The 17,413-nt window shown below is 52.5% G+C and carries 15 protein-coding genes; 10 read left to right on the plus strand and 5 right to left on the minus strand.

All coding sequences use genetic code 11. The features are described from left to right. Positions 1 to 2: 2 nt before the first annotated feature. Genes ABU190_RS01075 through manA form a run of 3 tightly spaced genes read left to right on the plus strand, consistent with a single transcriptional unit; the run spans position 3 to position 4,832 of the window. On the plus strand, positions 3 to 2,198 hold the full coding sequence (locus tag ABU190_RS01075; RefSeq protein WP_354690137.1) for a CBM35 domain-containing protein: 2,196 nt from the start codon (positions 3 to 5) through the stop codon (positions 2,196 to 2,198). Positions 2,199 to 2,250: 52 nt separating this feature from the next. Then, the gene (locus tag ABU190_RS01080; protein ID WP_354690138.1) at positions 2,251 to 3,651 is read left to right on the plus strand and encodes a glycoside hydrolase family 1 protein; all 1,401 of its coding nucleotides are present in this window, start codon (positions 2,251 to 2,253) and stop codon (positions 3,649 to 3,651) included. Positions 3,652 to 3,656: 5 nt separating this feature from the next. Continuing rightward, a complete protein-coding gene (gene manA / locus ABU190_RS01085) occupies positions 3,657 to 4,832 on the plus strand; it encodes a mannose-6-phosphate isomerase, class I (protein WP_354690139.1) in 1,176 nt (391 codons plus the stop codon). 73 nt (positions 4,833 to 4,905) lie between these two features. Here manA and ABU190_RS01090 read toward each other — a convergent pair whose 3' ends face one another. Next, a complete protein-coding gene (locus tag ABU190_RS01090) occupies positions 4,906 to 6,810 on the minus strand; it encodes a nitrate- and nitrite sensing domain-containing protein (protein WP_354690140.1) in 1,905 nt (634 codons plus the stop codon). A 535-nt stretch (positions 6,811 to 7,345) separates the two neighbouring features. On the opposite strand from ABU190_RS01090, the gene ABU190_RS01095 reads away from it, so the two are divergent. Beyond that, on the plus strand, positions 7,346 to 7,606 hold the full coding sequence (locus ABU190_RS01095; protein ID WP_039079813.1) for a hypothetical protein: 261 nt from the start codon (positions 7,346 to 7,348) through the stop codon (positions 7,604 to 7,606). A 246-nt stretch (positions 7,607 to 7,852) separates the two neighbouring features. Here ABU190_RS01095 and ABU190_RS01100 read toward each other — a convergent pair whose 3' ends face one another. Both ABU190_RS01100 and ABU190_RS01105 read right to left on the minus strand, forming a co-directional pair. After that, positions 7,853 to 8,119: a monooxygenase gene (locus ABU190_RS01100; RefSeq protein WP_271850082.1), complete on the minus strand. Its 267-nt coding sequence runs from the start codon at positions 8,117 to 8,119 to the stop codon at positions 7,853 to 7,855. 286 nt (positions 8,120 to 8,405) lie between these two features. Then, positions 8,406 to 8,576 (minus strand): YnfU family zinc-binding protein, encoded by a 171-nt coding sequence (locus ABU190_RS01105; RefSeq protein WP_222556294.1) that lies wholly within the window; start codon positions 8,574 to 8,576, stop codon positions 8,406 to 8,408. A gap of 456 nt (positions 8,577 to 9,032) precedes the next feature. Between ABU190_RS01105 and ABU190_RS01110 the strand changes: the two genes are divergently transcribed. The 3 genes from ABU190_RS01110 to ABU190_RS01120 are packed head-to-tail and all read left to right on the plus strand — an operon-like array spanning position 9,033 to position 9,730. Continuing rightward, entirely contained in the window at positions 9,033 to 9,245 is a 213-nt protein-coding gene (locus ABU190_RS01110) for a cold-shock protein (RefSeq protein ID WP_039079815.1), read from the plus strand. A gap of 13 nt (positions 9,246 to 9,258) precedes the next feature. Beyond that, positions 9,259 to 9,459: a cold-shock protein gene (locus ABU190_RS01115; protein WP_354690415.1), complete on the plus strand. Its 201-nt coding sequence runs from the start codon at positions 9,259 to 9,261 to the stop codon at positions 9,457 to 9,459. Between the two features lie 40 nt (positions 9,460 to 9,499). Further along, positions 9,500 to 9,730: a hypothetical protein gene (locus ABU190_RS01120; protein WP_354690141.1), complete on the plus strand. Its 231-nt coding sequence runs from the start codon at positions 9,500 to 9,502 to the stop codon at positions 9,728 to 9,730. A gap of 263 nt (positions 9,731 to 9,993) precedes the next feature. On the opposite strand, the gene ttrR is transcribed toward ABU190_RS01120, so the two are convergent. Continuing rightward, complete coding sequence (ttrR, locus tag ABU190_RS01125; RefSeq protein ID WP_354690142.1) at positions 9,994 to 10,599, minus strand: tetrathionate respiration response regulator TtrR; 606 nt, start codon at positions 10,597 to 10,599, stop codon at positions 9,994 to 9,996. 14 nt (positions 10,600 to 10,613) lie between these two features. Further along, positions 10,614 to 12,338, minus strand: a complete 1,725-nt coding sequence (gene ttrS, locus ABU190_RS01130) for a tetrathionate respiration histidine kinase TtrS (RefSeq protein WP_354690143.1) — start codon at positions 12,336 to 12,338, stop codon at positions 10,614 to 10,616. A 167-nt stretch (positions 12,339 to 12,505) separates the two neighbouring features. On the opposite strand from ttrS, the gene ttrB reads away from it, so the two are divergent. The 3 genes from ttrB to ttrA are packed head-to-tail and all read left to right on the plus strand — an operon-like array spanning position 12,506 to position 17,329. Next, entirely contained in the window at positions 12,506 to 13,255 is a 750-nt protein-coding gene (gene ttrB / locus ABU190_RS01135; protein ID WP_107224728.1) for a tetrathionate reductase subunit TtrB, read from the plus strand. Then, on the plus strand, positions 13,243 to 14,265 hold the full coding sequence (ttrC, locus tag ABU190_RS01140; protein WP_354690144.1) for a tetrathionate reductase subunit TtrC: 1,023 nt from the start codon (positions 13,243 to 13,245) through the stop codon (positions 14,263 to 14,265). Before ttrB ends, ttrC begins: the two co-directional genes overlap by 13 nt. Next, positions 14,258 to 17,329: a tetrathionate reductase subunit TtrA gene (gene ttrA / locus ABU190_RS01145; protein ID WP_354690145.1), complete on the plus strand. Its 3,072-nt coding sequence runs from the start codon at positions 14,258 to 14,260 to the stop codon at positions 17,327 to 17,329. Before ttrC ends, ttrA begins: the two co-directional genes overlap by 8 nt. Positions 17,330 to 17,413: the final 84 nt, after the last annotated feature.

The raw sequence follows: 17,413 nt of genomic DNA on the forward strand, positions 1-17,413 counted from the left end.
ACATGTCTAAACCTTTACGCAAATGGCTGCTGGTGTCGATGCTTTCGGTGTTGGGAAGCGCAGGGGCTATGGCCGCAGAACAGTCGCATTTCGAAAATTTTATCACCCGTGATGGTGCGCAGTTGAAAGACGGCAACAACGTCTTTCGCTTTGCCGGTATCCACGCGCCGGAGTTGCATCGCATTGAGGATGACGCGCGTGGGGTTTGCAAAGCCGATCCACGCGGTTGGGGACAGTACTTCAAATGGCCAACGGCAGAAGAACAGGAAAACTGGATCCGCGCGATGGTGCAGACCGGCGCCAAAGCGCAGCGTGTCTATGTACTTTCTGTTCAACAGGAAAACGATGTAGCCTGCGGGCGCGCAACGCATATTCTCGCGCCTGAAACGCCGGATGGTATGCCGCGTCTGAATGAAGAGGCGATGAAAGTTTACGACAACATGATTGCGCAAGCCGATAAACAAGGGCTGCGTTTAATCCTGCCCTTTATCGATCACTGGTGGTGGTGGGGCGGCCGTGAACAACTGGCCGCGTTCTATCATGAAAAACCCGAGGATTTTTACCGTACTGACAGTAAAACCTTTAAAGCCTATCTGGACGTTATTCGTCAGGTGATTACTCGTACCAATACGGTAACCGGGCGAGCCTACTTCGATGAAAAAGCAATCATGGCCTGGGAAACGGGCAATGAGCTGGAAAATACCAATGCCGATTTCCTCAAACAAACGGCAGCATGGATCCGTAAGTGGGCACCGCATCAGCTCATCGTTGACGGTACCTATAAAAAGATAAATGCGTTTGCCCTGACCGATCCGAATATCGATATCGTCAGCAACCACTACTACACCAATGCCGGGAATAACCACCCCGATCAGGTCAGCAAAGATCTGCAGGCCATTGGCGGTAAAAAAGCCTATCTGGTCGGCGAATTTGGCCTGCTCGACCATGCGCAGCTCAATGACATTATGCAGTCAATTGTGCACAGCGAGGTCAACGGCGCGCAGGCCATTGGTGGCTTTATCTGGGGCTTTCGCGGCCATCGCCATGATGGCGGTTTTTACTGGCACAAAGAGTACACCGGCCACTACAGCTACCACCTGCCAGGATTCACGCCAGAAGGCAAAGCGAATCAGGAAATGGAGGTGGTGAATCTGGTGCGCACGGCCTCCGCGCAGCTTGCCGGTTTAGATAAGGCGCCTGCGCTACCCGTACCGGATGCGCCACGTCTGCGTGAAACCAATTCTCCTTTTGCCATTAACTGGATGGGGGCCGCCGTTGGGCGCGACTACGATGTTGAGCGTGCCACATCGGCAACCGGCCCCTGGCAGGTGGTCGGCAAAGATATCTCTGATGGGGTGAACGAGTGGAATCCGGCGACGATGGCCTTGTTCCGCGACGACTACCGCAACTTGCAGTTGGGAAAAACCTATTACTACCGTGTGATAGCCAAAAACGAGAGCGGGGCATCAGCACCATCGAACGTGATCAGCGTGAAACATACTCAGGAGAATAAAGCCCCGACCGTTGCGCTGACCGCTTCCCTGACGACAACACAGGATAAAGGCGTGGCGCTGAAAGCCACCGCGACAGACGACAATCTGCCTGACCGCAAACTGGCGCTGAGCTGGAGCAATAACGGCAATGACAAGGCGCATCTGTGCGACAGCAGTAAAGCTGAAACCCGTGCCTGGTTCTCAGCGCCTGGCAGCTATGCACTGACGTTTACGGCTGACGATGGTCTATTGCGTACCCGCAAAACCGTCAACGTCACAGTGAAAGAGGCCGTCGGTAAATCACCCGCTGATTACTGTACTTTTGGCGGCGGCGTGCTGGACGTCAGTAAAGGCAAACTGAATGTGGTGAAAGCCAGTGAAAACCAGCTTGCCATTGGCGATGACGGTTTTCTCGGCCCGTTCGCCAGTGAAGGCGACAAGGTTACCTGGCAGGTGGAGGTTCCCTGGGAGGGGCGCTTCGCGTTACACGTGACCTTCAACGGTAAATGGGGCGGTAAAAAGAATTCGTTTGTTGTGAACGAGGGGGCGCCAGTCGAGGTTGAATTCCCGCAGACCGATGAAAAAGGTCAGCAAATGGTTGTGCCTGTGACGCTAAACGCGGGCACAAACACCATTAGCTTCGGCAAGTTCCCGGGCGACTGGGGCTACATGTTTATTAAATCCATTGAAGTGACTGCAGAGTAGTGACATTGGCTGCGTCCGTTGGGCGCAGCCTTTTTTTATCTGAGGAGGCGTTATGACCCGGTATCAATTCCCGGACGGATTTTTCTGGGGTGCAGCAGCATCTGGCCCACAAACCGAAGGTGTAGAAGGGAAAGCACATCGTTCCATTTGGGACAGTTGGTTTGCTGAACACCCTGAGCGGTTTTATCAGCAAATGGGACCGCAAAAGGTCTGTGAAACCTACACCAAATACAAAGACGATGTGGCGTTAATGAAAGGGTTGAACTTCAACTCTTTTCGCACTTCGATTCAGTGGTCGCGGCTGATTGCCGACTTTGAAACGGGTGAGCCCGATGCCGACGCGGTGCGTTTTTACCATGCATATCTGGACGAGATGATCGCCAACGGCATTGAGCCGATGATCAACCTTTACCACTTTGATATGCCCGAAGCGCTGCAGAAAAAATATGGCGGTTTTGAATCAGCGAAAGTCACCGACCTGTTCGCCCGTTTTGCACAGACCGCGTTCACCCTGTTCGGCCATAAAGTGAAATACTGGATAACCTTCAACGAGCCGATTGTGCCGGTTGAAGGGGGCTATTTGTATGACTTCCACTATCCATGCAAAAAAGATGGCAAGCTGGCGGCGCAGGTGGCATTCAATATTATGCTGGCGCATGCAAAGGCGGTTCAGGTCTATCGACAACTGGCGCTGGACGGCGAGATTGGTGTGGTGTTGAATCTGACGCCGTCCTACACCCGCAATGATTCTGTTGAAGATAAAAAAGCCGCCGCGTATGCCGATTTACTGTTCAACCGCAGTTTTCTCGATCCGCTGGTGAAACATCAGTTTCCAAAAGAGTTATGCGAAATCCTCGTCGCGAATAAGTGCCTGCCAGAGGTGGCGAAAGCCGACGTTGACCTGATTACTTCGTCGCATATCGATTTTCTTGGCGTCAATTATTATGTCCCCCGGCGTGTAAAAGCACGGGAGTCCGCCTACATCCTCGATTATTTCACCCCAGAATTTTATTTCGAAAATTATGTGAATCCGCACGGGCGCTTTAACCCATACCGGGATAATAACGAAATTTTGCCGCAGGCGATTTACGATATCGCCGCAAATATCCGCGACAACTACGGCAATATTAAATGGTATCTGGCAGAAATTGGTATTGCCATGGATCTCGAATCTGAGGGACCGGTTCAGGCTGATGGCGAGATTGATGACAGTTTCCGTATCGGTCTGATGAAGGAGCATTTAATTCAGCTACATCGGGCTATTGCGGATGGGGCGAACTGTTTTGGTGTTCACCAGTGGACCTTCATTGATAACTGGTCGTGGATTAATTCCTTCAAACGTCGCTATGGCTTTTATCGTCTCGATATTGAAACAGGGGAGCGGCATATAAAGCGCAACGGGGTATGGTTTAAGACGCTTGCCCAAACCAACCAGTTCACTGACGAGGAGTAATCGACGTGAGTCACTGTTTCTATCCACTCGTAAATGTGGTGAAGAATTATCCGTGGGGGAGTCGCTCCGCGCTCAACACGCGTTTTCATATTCCGAATCCTGATGACCAACCGCAGGCAGAATTATGGATGGGCGTACATCCGGCGGGGATTTCTCAGGTTGTCTGTGAAGACGGCACCTGTTCTTTGACGGAACGGATTGCCGCTGATAAGCAGGCCATGCTCGGCAGTAAAATTGCCGGGCAATTCGGTGAGCTACCGTATCTGTTAAAGATCCTTGCCGCTGAAAGTGCGCTGTCGATTCAGGTTCATCCGCAAAAAGCGCAGGCGCAGGCGGGGTTTCAGCGCCAACAACAAAATCCGGATAACCCGCCTGATTACAACGATGATAACCATAAGCCAGAGCTGGTTTATGCGCTGACGCCGTTTATGGCGATGAACGGCTTTCGTAACCCCGCTGACATAGTGGACAATTTTACGCCGCTTCATATTCCGTCGCTCAGTGATGCGTTAACACAATTAGCCGTCTCCCCCTGCGCAGAAACACTGCAGGCATTTTTCCTCCTGGTGATGCAGCTACCGCAGGAGGAAAAACAGCAGGCATTAAATCGGCTTATTGATAATGCCAGGGACGGGTATGACGATAATCTGGCGACGTTTATATTACGCCTGCATCAATATTATCCTGACGATATTGGCCTGTTCGCGCCGCTGTTTCTCAACTGCCTGACATTGCAGCCAGGGGAGGCGATGTTTCTCTCTCCCGGTACGTTACATGCGTATGTTCATGGCGTCGCCGTGGAAGTGATGGCCAGCTCCGATAATGTTCTGCGAGCCGGGTTAACGCCGAAAAAAATTAACCTGAAGGAGCTTATTGCCTGCACGGTATTTGAACCGATTTATGCGGAGCAATTACGCATGCGGCCGATAAGTGAAGCAGGAAAACACCATTATCCGATTCCGGTGGAGGATTTTTGCTTTGATGTTTATAGCGATGTGAAAGATGTTGCTATACAGACTTCGAGTGCAGAGATTGTTTTAGTGATCGATGGGCGGGCGTTATTGCACCATCCTTGCGGCGAAACGGTGACCCTCAAAGAGGGGCAGTCGGTGTTTATTCCGGCAGTGACCGGTGACTGGACGTTGAGTATAACCGGGACGTTATGTCGCGTTTACGGTTAATATAATAAAGCGTTGTTGAGTCCTGAGAGGGCGGCAGACACCCGGATAGACCAGATGTCTGCTTTCCGTTATCTCAGGATACAAAGCGGTCAACAAGCGTGGACATCGATTTTGACTGTGCGTCAAGCATTTGACTGGCGGTTGCCATCTGGGAAACCAGCGCCGCGTTTTGCTGGGTGACCTGCTCCAGTTGATTCAGTGCCTGATGCACTTGTGTTACGCCAAGCGATTGTTCATTGGCTGCGCGGGCGATATCACTGACATATTGCTTCATCCGCCCGGTCGTATCCGCCGCCGCTTTCAGTGCCGCCTCGGATGCCGAAACCCGTTGCACCCCTTCGCCAATGTTATCCATATTCTGATTAACCAACTCTCGAATCAGGCTGGCCTCTCTGGCACAGCGTTGGGAGAGATGACGCACCTCTGCCGCCACAACGGCAAAACCTTTGCCCAGTTCCCCCGCGCGGGCGGCTTCAACGGCGGCGTTTAGCGCCAGTAAGTTGGTTTGAAACGAGATCTCATCGATTGACGCCACAATCTGGAAAATATTGTCGCTGGACGAACGGATAGCCGCCATGCTCTGGCTGGCCTCGTTGGAAACGCGGGTCGCATCCAGCACGTCGTTTGCCATCAATTGGGTCAGTCGTTCCGCCTCGCTGGCGTTATGGGCCGTCTGGGAGATGGCCGTCGATATCTGTTCCATACTGGCGGCGGTTTCAACGATGGATGCTGCCTGCTCATCGGTACGCTGAGCCAGATCCTGGTTACCGTCGGTAATATCACTGCTGGCGTTGCTGAGTATCAGCGCGCCCGATTTAATTTCCTGCACGATATGCTGAATGTTTTCAATTGCCTGATTGTAGGCGCGATTAAGAGCAGAGAGCTCGTCGCTACCCGGCACATCGAGGCGGCGGGTCAAATCGCCATCCATCTCATTAATGGTTTTTAGTGTGTTGGTTAGTTGTTGTTGAATACTGCGCACCACCATCATGGCAAAGGCGATTGCAATGAACAGGGCTACCAGACTGATCGCCAGGAAGGATTGCCAGTCAATACGTGCGTTGTGAGCCAGTGCAGCCGAATGCGCGAGCAGGGTATCCGCCGCCTGGGTTTCTACCTGGCGAAGTATCTCAATGCGTTTGGTCTGGGCAGTAAACCAGTCCGTCGGTTTGACGCCAAATCCCCCCTCCTGCGCCTTATTTAAGGCAATCGTTCTCAGCTCAAGAGCACGGGTGACTTCGGCCGACGCAAGGGCTTTATCCAACTCCGCAGCCTGAGCAGCGCTACTAAAGCGGCGGGTGGCGGTCAGCCAGGCTTCTTGTTTACCCACCACATCGCTGAGCATACGAAATTGACCGTCGCTAAAACGATCAACAGAGAAGACATTGGTAAGCAGGGCGCGCTCGATACCGGCCTGCTCCTTTAAATTCAGCAGGCTATAGAAGGCTGCCAACTCATTGACCATAGGGCCGGAGGCGCTTAACTGGCCTATGCCACCAACGAAACTCAGCAGACCGGAGATGGTCTGCGTATAGAACTGCGTCGACTTTGACGCCTCTATATTTAGTGCGCTTATCGCATTACGGATGGCGTCGAGGGACTGAATACTCTCCTTAAACATCTTTAGCGGGGCGGCAATATTGCCCTGCGTTAAATTCGTGTCCGTACTGGCTAGCGCCTGGTTCAACTTTACCAGCGCGTCGTCAGTTAATTTCCGTTGCACGATGATTTCATCGCGGAACTGCTGTCCACGCGCGCCGATAAAACCGGCGCTCATTCCACGTTCACGTTGCAGTTGGTGGACAACATCTCCCGTGCTGCGGGCAAGCGTTGTTAACTGACCGATAGTGTCCATCTGTCGTTCGGTACCGATACGGCTGAGCATGCCTGAACCGGCAAACCATATCAGCGCAAGTAGCAGAGGGAATAACGCGATAAATAACTTCATTCTCATAGAAATACGATAAATCCATGACATATCGTTATTTTCCTTATTTGCTGTGTTGTCTTATAAGTGCTATCGGCACATTTCTGGCTAATCTTTACAACTTTATTATTATGAAAAACTGAATCGTTATTCATATAAGAAGGTGATGGTAAAGAATGAATGCATAAGAGGCGTCATAGGTTTCAGGTATGTATTCTGTCTGCTCTTCGCTGCACGTGTGTTTGACGTTATTAGAATAGTTTTTTTTCTATGCTTTCGTGCTGGCGGAAAAATGCGGTTTAAGTGTTTTTTAACTTTTATGCAGCGCTGCTTAAATTATTAAGGGACTCTTTTTTTGGGCGACGCAGTGAGGCTGACAATCCTGTTTTCTGGTATCTTCACCACCACTATGTTTTGCTTGAGTTAATTTGGTAGCAAATGCGGTATAGTATTCTTTTGCACTTCGTCTCAAAAATCAGAATTTAAGCTTATTCCGAAAATATATTATTCAGTAGTATATTAATAATTTTAACAATCTTATACGGTTACGCTATCCCATACATAATGTATCGTGGAGAGATAAATTATGCGGCTTGATGTGATAACTGATCATACCGAAAGTGTGTTGAATCTTATGATGGACAAGGCCATCCGGGAATGTGACCCCGAGTACGGTCGAGTGGCCGCTACATGGTACACGATGGCAGAGGGGGCGCTGTTCCTCTGGCAGGAACTGGCGGAGTGTTGCACCGAAGTTTCGCAAGAAGAGAAAAATAAAATGGCATCCCGCCTTCACAGCATTATCAGTATGAATAGAGTACCTCTGCTCAAAAAAAAGGATGAGTAATACATTGATTTTCTGAGTAAATGCATCTCTAAAAAGCTATGTGCCGCCTGATTCTGGTTGGGAAGCCGACCGGGTGGGGTATTATCAGAAGAGTGACGTTACCCCGACAGGGTGACGAAATATAATATACGTTCTTTCCTGCAATGTGTTTTTTTGATGCTATGTCAGATTGAATCTAAACCCTGCATTACTGCGCCTGGTTAATCTGTCCTCACCTGCAAAGCAGGCGAGGTGAATTCCGGGTGATTATTGTTCTGCGGCCTCTGTATTTTTCGCATGTATTTTTTTATTCGCTTCGCCACTTTCATTCAATGCCTGACTGGCGGCTTTTTCGGCGTGTGCGGCACTATAGGCTGCAAGGTGTGAAATGACGATGGCGTAAATACTCATCAGTGAAACCCAGAGTATACTGTTTTTCCACCATAACAATGTTGGGATTGTCAGCACTGCCCAAATTAACGCCAAAAATAAATGCACCCTGGCCATAAATCGGGCTGTTAGTTTGACTTTCATCTTTACTCCTTATTTCTGTGCTCTATATTTGCCATCCTGGTAATATTTATAGCAGTTGTCAGTTAACTGTTGCGCTTATTTTGTTACAGTTTGTACACGAAAGAAATTAAGATAATTCCTCTGGAAAGCGTTTGATTAAGCAATGTTTTTTTGAGAGGGAAGGGGGAATTACACCAGTCGAGCCCGTCTGTTAAAAAAAGCCAGACGGGAGAGATTCGTACGAAATTAATACTTAAGTGTTATAAATTTTTCTGAGCCCGCTTTATTTTCGGGTCATACACCGGGCTTAAGCAAAGGCCGTTTTGTCTTGATTGTAAAGTTTACTGCAATGAGGGCACATCAATGACAAGCCTTTCTGGACTCGCGTAAAACTATGTTCTGACTGTTTGGTGCAGTGAGGGCAGGTACATTTGACGAGATAGTTGCGATTATTTTTTGAATCTTTGCGTTGTGGCATAGGGTCTTTCCTGATAAATGGGCTGTAACCATACACTATCCGGGCGCGCGTTGCCCATAATCATTTTCGATCCCCCTAAGAGGGGATATTCGCTACTCTGGTCACGACACTTTGTTAAAGCCTTTATCTCAAGGCGTCGCCTGTCCTGACGTTAAAGGACATGATTGCGCACCAGCATCAGAAACGAGCCGCCGGGGATGACAACATTAAATGAATGCTTGCGAACGTAACGGGGGAGAATGGACCAGGAAAATAAAACTTGCATAATAGGATATGACATGCCTTAATGAGTTGTCGGTTTGATACACAGACCAGTCCAAAGCATTCCATTTTTTGCCCTCATTTTAAGTATCCTTAGATATCTCTTTTTGAGTCTTCATTGAAAGTTATGCGATTATTCTGTAATCGGACCCTGCATGCCGAAAGGCTTACATTTATTTATATAGGTAAAAAATTATGTCTTCAAAAACGACAGGTAACGTAAAGTGGTTCAACCCTGAAAAAGGTTTTGGTTTTATCACTCCAAAAGATGGTAGCAAAGATGTATTCGTGCATTTCTCTGCTATTCAAAGTAATGAATTTAAAACGCTTGAAGAAAATCAAGAAGTTGAATTCTCAGTCGAAAACGGTCCGAAAGGCCCTTCCGCTGTTAATGTAGTAGTACTTTAAGGACACTTTCACTATTTCTAATATTCATCTTCGTTGTCCAAAATGTCACGGCTCGCAATATCGTGTTTCGCATTTTGATGTAACAGAAACTAATCCATATGGCGCAAAATGTATTTTTTGCAAAACCATAATGGTAACCAATGAACGTTACAATTTAGCGACAATGCATCCTGTGCCGCTTGTCAGAAATATCACAGCAACGCATATCGCATAGATATTTCGCCTGCCTCACGTAATCAATTAAGGACCGACTTATGACATCAAAAGTTTTGGTTTTTTTCAACGCTCAGCCCGTCAAAGCTGTTGACAGAAATGCCAGCGATAAGACCGTTGATTGTGAATACCCTAACGGCGAGAAAGCGACCCTAAATATTATGCACGCAGGCGTTCACTCACTCACTGGTGATCATCTGGAGATTCGTGTCGCCACTGACCGACAGCTTTCATCGGATGACATTATGACCGCGGCCCAGAAATTTATCTAAACGGGGCTGTTCAGGTGCTGCGTCATCTTCGATTCTAAGCCCCAGAATTTGCTGGTCGTTTGCGATTTTTCTGCCAGTAAAAATACGGGGTTATCGTATTAACGAGGACGTCACATGGCGCATCCGGTGAATCTGATAATGAATACAACACTCGTTCCGCCTGAGAGCGTGTGAAAAGTTTACTGGCTACCTCGCTGGGCAAAAGCTATCTGAGAAATGAGTTCTATTATGCCGACAGGGAGTTGGTAAAAATCTCGACAATTTTATCCCCTACTTAACTTATCACCTGACAGATCAATGCTATTCATTTGCATGATCAGTTCTGCCATTGTTCTGGCGTCCATTTTTTCCATAACTCGTGAGCGGTGAACTTCCACCGTGCGCAATGCAATATTCATCTGCGACGCGATATCTTTATTCATCATGCCTACGGCTACATAATGGGCCACGGCTTTTTCTTTGGGGGTCAGTTGGCCGTAACGCTGTTTAAGCTCCTGTATTTTAGCCAGACGCGCAGAGTGTTCGTAGCCTTTACTGATGGCCTCTTTTAGGGCATCAAGCGCGACAGGTTTTTGTAAAAAATCGACGGCACCCGACTGGATCTCTTTTACCGCCATTGGGATATCGCCATGGCCTGTCAGGAAAATAACGGCAAGGGTGCTGTTATCGTGACGCATGGCCTGAAACAGGCGATGCCCGTCCATACCAGGCATCCGCATATCCAATAGCGCGACGCCCGTATCTTTAAGCGCTGCTTCGTGCAGAAAGCGCTCACTTTGGTTCCAGCACTGAACGGTGTATCCCAGGCTTTCCAGTAAAAAAGAGCATGAGTGGGTCACCGCTTCGTCATCATCCACTAAATGAATCATTTAAATCTTCTGTGTTATTGGTCTGTCGGAAAGGTCAGGGCCACGAGTAAACCATAACGCCCATCCGGGGCGCTGTGATTATTCACACTAATCTCACCATTGACGCTGCGCAGAAGGCGCTGGCAAATAACGAGTCCCAGCCCCATCCCCCCTTTTTTGGTGGAGTGAAAAGGGCGAAACAGCGTCGAGATCTGTTCCGCTGACAGGCCGCCCGCGTTGTCCAGTAGCGTAATCTGCTGCTGTTGACCGACATGTTCCTCCGTTACCCAAAGGCGTGTGGCGCCTGCCTGGACCGCATTCAAAATGATATTTGCCAGCACCTGCTCCAGCAGGACCGGTGGCAGAGAAAGCGGCATGGGGCGCTTGATGTTTATCTCAACGAGCAGGTCGGGTGATGCTTTATCAAGCTGCAAAAGCCTGAGCACATGTCGGAGCGTATCTGCGACATCACAGGGCGTATTTTCACTTTGCTGCTGCGGACTCGCCCATTCCCGTAAATGTTTGATGATAAGTCCACAGCGTTCGGCCTGAGTATCGATGTGGTGTAGCGCCTCTTCTACGGCCTCTCTCTTTTCCGGCTGTGGGAGATAATTAAGCCCTCCCTGCGCATACATGCGGATTGCCGATAGCGGCTGGTTAAGCTCGTGCGCAAAACCGGAGGCCATCTCACCCAGTACGCTCATCTGTCGGGCCTGCTCCAGCGTCTGCTGTTGGGCGCGCAACCGGGCGTTTGCCTGCTCGAGCGCTTTACCGCGCCGGTTTACCAGTACCATCACCCAACCATAATTGGCAACGAACAGCACGCCCAGCACAAGGATCAGCCCAAGCATTAGCCTGTGCTGGCTCAGCCAGGCGAGCAGGGTTTGCCCGATCCGCTGCTGCTCCGGGTGGCGGTTAAGTCCGCGAAGCAGGGCTTCGGTATCGCTGGTTGAGGCAGGAGCGCCCCAGTGCCAGGTATCACTCTGGGGTGCCGTCAGCAACGCCTTTGCGACGGCATCGGCAACCCGGTCACCCACGCCGGGCAGGGCAGCGAACGACCAGTCAGGATAGAGTGCGGTACTGGTCAGGCAGGGAGATGCGGACGGTTTTTGGAGCAGAACCCGAAAGGCGTTTTTCGCAATAAGACCTTCCGCGTCCATGTCTTCCAACAGGCACACGGGAACGATGGCAGCCTGAATGGCATCTTCGCGCAGCAAATAGAGCAGCGCATCGGCAGGAAAGCCCAAAAATCTCACCTTCACCTGATCGTCCACACGTAACCCCGCATCCAGCAGTTCACGGTAACCGAGCAGATAGCCGCCAAAGGCCTGCGCATCGACTGCGCCCAGGGTGTGTCCGGCCAGATCCCGCGCGTGGGTGATGGGGCTATCACGGCGAACCAGAATAGCGCTGCCGGTGGCCATGCTCTCCCCGGCGGCCCCTTTCCCGGATCGTAGCGATGCCAGCCAGCGCAAATGATAGTGGCTATTTAGCTGCACAAACTGCGCCTGATTGGTGATGACAAACTGGACGCTTCCTGCGTTTACCGCCTCGCGCATCGCGTTGAGATCAAGGGGGAGTAGCCGAAAATGGGCATCCGGTACGGTGTCGTTAAGCGAGTCGATAAGCGGCTGCCAGTGACGTTGAGTTGCCGCTTCACCGCGCAATGCCAGGATGCCGATGGTCCAGTCAGCGGCGAGAAGAGGGGCGCTATACCCGACGATGAACAGGCACAACAGGATTTTTGCGATGCGATCCATGCGACAAATGCCCCTTTTCGTTTGCGGTAGATCAAGCCCGCTTCGTTTATGTGGTTAACCACAATAGAGGGCGACCCGGCGGGATTTTTAGACTGTAACTAATCACATTTGGTTAGGTAATTCCATCCCTAATCTTTTCCTTAGCCGCGCACTGACTGGAGGTCACTATGGACATCAGTAAGCGACATTTTTTGCAGCAATTGGGTGTTGTCACCGCCGGGGCATCACTGATACCGCTGGCGCAGGCGAGTCTCTCATTAAAGCCTGAACGGCACGAAGGCTCCGACAAGCAGCGTTACGCCATGCTTATTGATTTGCGCCGTTGCATTGGCTGCCAGTCCTGCACGGTGAGCTGCACCATAGAAAACCAGACCCCGCAGGGGGCTTTCCGCACCACGGTTAACCAGTATCAGGTGAAGCTCGCCGACAGCGACGAGGTGACCAACGTGCTGCTGCCGCGTCTGTGTAACCACTGTGACGATCCGCCCTGTGTGCCGGTTTGCCCGGTGCAGGCCACCTTTCAACGCAAGGACGGGATTGTGGTTATCGACAACACCCGCTGCGTGGGATGTGCCTACTGTGTGCAGGCCTGCCCGTATGATGCCCGCTTTATTAATCACACGACCCAAACGGCGGATAAATGCACCTTTTGCGCACACCGACTGGAGGTCGGGCTGCTCCCTGCCTGTGTGGAATCCTGCGTGGGTGGCGCGCGGATTATTGGCGATTTACACGATCCCAACAGTACGATCAGCACGCTGCTGGCGGCGCACCGGGACGCGATAAAAGTCCTCAAGCCGGAGAATAACACCCACCCGCACGTCTTTTATCTGGGGCTCGACGACGCCTTTGTCTCCCCGTTGCAGGGGCGTGCACAGCCCGCGCTCTGGCAGGAGGTGGAAATATGTCACCCATGATCATTGATGAGGTGCTGGCTCAGCCGCAGGACATTACCTGGCTTCCCTGGGCCGTACAGTATTTTTTCTTTATTGGTATTGCCTCGTGCGCGGTGCTGCTGGCCTGCGCGGCACGCTGGTCTCAGCATCGGTATCGCGAAGCGTTCGAGCGAGTTTGCCTGTTCCTCGCTTTAACCTGCGGGATTGCCGCGCCGCTGGCGTTGACCGCCGATCTGCATCAGACCGCCCGTTTCTGGCACTTTTATGCCTGGCCGACACCCTGGTCATGGATGCCCTGGGGCGCGCTGTTTTTGCCGCTGTTTACCGTGTTTGTTGGGCTGTGGTTTTTGCTTTTCCATCTGCGCGTGGTCACGGAACGCTTTACACCGTTGATGCGCTGGATAGCTCTCGCCGCGGCGCTGACGGCGGTCGGCTTGCTGCTCTATACCGGACGCGAAGTTTCTGTCGTGCAGGCCAGACCGATGTGGTTCAGCTATGGGTATCCGCTGGTGATGTTCGTGAGTGCGATGAGTGCGCTGCTGGCGATACTCAGCCTGGCCCTGCATAAGCATCGCTATTGCGGCAAATTACTGGCGAAAGGGCAGGTGGTAACGCTACTGCTGCTCGGGGCCGTGGCGCTGCTATGGCTGCTGGGGGATACGTTGTCGGGCGAGGCCCTGCGCCAGCAGTGGCGGCTTGGCACAGATATTCGTTTTTACATGCTGGTGATGATGACACTGTGGGGCGTCGTGCTGGTGCTGGCGCTCGCTGCGAACCGCTACGACTTTCCGTTATCGCTGACACTGGCGAGCACGCTGCTGGTGGCGGCACTGTGCTGGACGTTGCGCTGGGCGCTGCTGATTGGCGGGCAAACGGTCCCGAAATACAACGCCCTGATTAACGACTACCACCTTCCCCCTGGGACCGATGGTCTGCTGGCCATTATCGGCACCTTTGGGCTGTGGTTCGCCCTCATGATAACCATCAGGGAATGCGTCAACTGGCTTTCAAGGAGGTTTCGTCATGTCTGAATTATCCCGCCGTCAATGGCTAAAAATTGGGGTCGCCGTGGGGGGCTTTGCCGCGTTCGGTTTGAGCTATCGTGAGGTTGCAAAACGGGCCGTGGACGGGCTGGTCAATGGCACGTCCGGGAAGGTGACGCGGGACAGGATCCACGGTAACGCTCTTGTTCCGGAAGGTAGCGCGCACAGCGGCTGGCAGAGTAACCCCGATCAGGCGGTCTCCATGACCCAGTGTTTTGGATGCTGGACGCTATGCGGCATTCGCGTGCGAGTGAACAGAGCAGAGAATAAAGTCTTACGCATCGCCGGAAACCCATGGCACCCGCTGTCACACGAGACGCCTTTTGACAGCATGATGCCGTTTTCCGAAGCGCTGCAAAAGATGGCGGGGGAAAGCGGGCTTGAGTCCCGCTCCACCGCCTGTGCGCGCGGCGCCACTCTGTTGGAGAGCCTGCACAGCCCGCTGCGTATCCTTACGCCGATGAAACGCGCCGGAAAGCGCGGGGAAGGCAAGTGGCAGCGCATCAGCTTTGAGCAACTGATTAAAGAGGTGGTGGAGGGCGGTAACCTGTTTGGCGAAGGCCACGTCGACGGGCTGCGTACCATTCGCGATCTCAACACGCCCGTTGATGCGAAACATCCCGCCTATGGCCCGAAGGCCAACCAGTTGCTGGTTACCAACACCAGCGATGAAGGCAGGGATGGCTTCCTGCGCCGTTTTGCGCTGAACAGTTTTGGCTCAAAGAACTTTGGCGCGCACGGTGCCTACTGTGGACTCTCTTATCGCGCCGGTTCCGGTGCGCTGATGGGCGATCTGGATAAAAATCCCCACGTTAAACCCGATTGGGAAAACGTCGAGTTTGCGCTGTTTATGGGGACATCTCCCGCACAATCCGGGAATCCCTTCAAACGCCAGGCGAGACAGCTTGCCAGCGCCCGCTTGCGTAAAAGCTTTAACTACGTTGTGGTGTCTCCCGCGCTGCCCCTGACCACGGTACTGGCTGATGACCATGGTCACTGGTTGCCGATAAAACCGGGGACTGATTCTGCGCTGGCGATGGCTATGATCCGCTGGATTATTGATAACGAACGCTATGTTGCCGCGTACCTGATGCTGACCAGCCGGGAAGCGATGACGCGCGCCGGAGAAAAAAGCTGGAGCAATGCCACCTGGCTGGTTATTACCGATGAAAACCATCCGCTGAGCGGACAGCACCTGAGCGTATCCCATCTCAATGGCGGCGACGGGCAGGCTGATGAACCGCTGGTGGTGAACGAGGCGGGAGAGCTGGTACCCGTCAGCCAGTGCGATTGCGGGACGTTACGGGTATCGCAGGCGGTCACGCTGCACGATGGCGCTACGGTTACGGTGAAAAGTAGCTTTCAATGCCTGACTGAATCGGCCCACCGTTTCACGCTGGAGCAATACAGCATGGAATGCGGCGTGCCGGTTAAACAGATTCATGCGCTGGCGAAAGCGTTTACCGATCACGGGCGTAAGGCGGCGGTGGTGACCCATGGCGGGATGATGTCCGGCAACGGTTTTTATAATGCCTGGGCGGTGATGATGCTCAATGTGCTGCTGGGCAATATGAGTCTGAGTGGCGGCGTATTTGTCGGTGGGGGGAAATTCAACGGCGAGATTAACGGGCCGTGCTACAACATCGAACAATTTCCCGGCAAGATCGCGCCCAAAGGGCTCAATATCGCTCGCAGTAAAGCCGACTACGCCAAATCCGATGAGTATCAGGCAAAAGTGGCCGTCGGTCAGTCGCCGTGGCCCGCCAGTGCGCCGTGGTACCCGTTTGTTGCCGGGCAACTGACGGAACTTTTACCCTCCGCGCTGGAGGGCTATCCCTATCCATTAAAAGCGTGGATTTCGAATATGACCAATCCGCTGTACGGCGTACCCGGTCTGCGCACGGTCATTGAAGAGCGGCTAAAAGATCCGCAACGTCTGCCGCTGTTTATCGCCATCGATGCTTTTATGAATGAGACCACTGCGCTGGCGGATTATATCGTGCCGGATACCCATAACTTTGAAAGCTGGGGATTCAGCGCTCCGTGGGGGGGCGTGGCGAGTAAAACCGCAACGGCGCGCTGGCCTGTTGTCGCTCCCGCGACCGCCAGGACGCTACAGGGTGACCCGGTATCCATGGAATCCTTCTGTATTGCGGTGGCTAAACGGATGCAGTTGCCGGGATTTGGCGAGAAAGCGATACCGGATGCTCAGGGGGTGATGCATGACCTGAATCGCGCGGAGGACTACTACCTGCGCGTGGCGGCCAATATTGCTTTTGCCGGGCAGAAACCGCTGCCGCCGGCTGGCGAGCAGGATGTGGCGCTGTCCGGCGTTGAGCGCATATTTCCGACAATAAAGCGTACGTTGAAATCAGAAGAGGCATTGCCCGTTGCCTTTCTTTACAGCCGGGGAGGGCGTTTTGCGCCCGATGCCTCAGGGCGTAAAGAGGGGATGGTCGGCGGTGAATGGGCCAGGCCGCTGCAGATCTGGAACGCCCAGGTGGCGGCCTTTAAATATGCCATGACTGGCGAGCGATTCAGCGGCTGCCCGACCTGGTATCCCGCGCGGTTGTCCGATGGACGGGCGCTGGAGGAGGTCTTCCCGCAGATAAAATGGCCGATGAAACTGATGTCTTTTAAATCAAACCTGATGAGTAGCTCCACGACAGTTGTTGAACGGCTGCATCACGTTAAGCCGATGGGGCTGGTGGCTATTCACCCCGACGATGGCAAACGCTTTGGGTTACAGCATGGCGACAAGGCAAAGATAACGACGCCGGGAGGCAGTGTGGAGGCGCGGGTGAGTTTGCTCTCAGGCGTGATGCCGGGTGTGATTGCTATGGAACATGGGTATGGGCATACGGAGATGGGGGCGCGTCAGCACTGGCTTGACGGTGAGCCTCTGGCGCATAAAAGCCAGATAGCATCCGGCGTCAATCTCAACGATTTGGGCTTTGCCGATCCCACGCGCAAGGTGCCCGGCCCCTGGCTTGACTGGGTAACCGGGTCGTCCGTGCGTCAGGGACTACCAGCTTGTATTGAAAAAGTGTGATGGAAGCTGGCCCCGGTGCGGGGCCAGCGTTTAGCGTGTTGTAGACATTCCCCTCGTAACACAGTCGTTACATTGAAAGAAATA

The sequence above is a fragment of the Phytobacter sp. RSE-02 genome (genome assembly GCF_040578655.1).
GTDB classification, from domain to species: Bacteria; Pseudomonadota; Gammaproteobacteria; order Enterobacterales; family Enterobacteriaceae; genus Phytobacter; species Phytobacter diazotrophicus.

Coding starts and splice junctions, on each gene's coding strand:
- ttrS (WP_354690143.1), bottom strand. CDS start 12,338: ATGGATCGCATCGCAAAAATCCTGTTGTGCCTGTTCATCGTCGGGTAT.
- ABU190_RS01095 (WP_039079813.1), top strand. CDS start 7,346: ATGCGGCTTGATGTGATAACTGATCATACCGAAAGTGTGTTGAATCTT.
- ttrR (WP_354690142.1), bottom strand. CDS start 10,599: ATGATTCATTTAGTGGATGATGACGAAGCGGTGACCCACTCATGCTCT.
- ABU190_RS01105 (WP_222556294.1), bottom strand. CDS start 8,576: ATGCCACAACGCAAAGATTCAAAAAATAATCGCAACTATCTCGTCAAA.
- ttrC (WP_354690144.1), top strand. CDS start 13,243: ATGTCACCCATGATCATTGATGAGGTGCTGGCTCAGCCGCAGGACATT.
- ABU190_RS01090 (WP_354690140.1), bottom strand. CDS start 6,810: ATGTCATGGATTTATCGTATTTCTATGAGAATGAAGTTATTTATCGCG.
- ABU190_RS01100 (WP_271850082.1), bottom strand. CDS start 8,119: ATGAAAGTCAAACTAACAGCCCGATTTATGGCCAGGGTGCATTTATTT.
- ABU190_RS01075 (WP_354690137.1), top strand. CDS start 3: ATGTCTAAACCTTTACGCAAATGGCTGCTGGTGTCGATGCTTTCGGTG.
- ttrB (WP_107224728.1), top strand. CDS start 12,506: ATGGACATCAGTAAGCGACATTTTTTGCAGCAATTGGGTGTTGTCACC.
- ttrA (WP_354690145.1), top strand. CDS start 14,258: ATGTCTGAATTATCCCGCCGTCAATGGCTAAAAATTGGGGTCGCCGTG.
- ABU190_RS01080 (WP_354690138.1), top strand. CDS start 2,251: ATGACCCGGTATCAATTCCCGGACGGATTTTTCTGGGGTGCAGCAGCA.
- ABU190_RS01110 (WP_039079815.1), top strand. CDS start 9,033: ATGTCTTCAAAAACGACAGGTAACGTAAAGTGGTTCAACCCTGAAAAA.
- ABU190_RS01120 (WP_354690141.1), top strand. CDS start 9,500: ATGACATCAAAAGTTTTGGTTTTTTTCAACGCTCAGCCCGTCAAAGCT.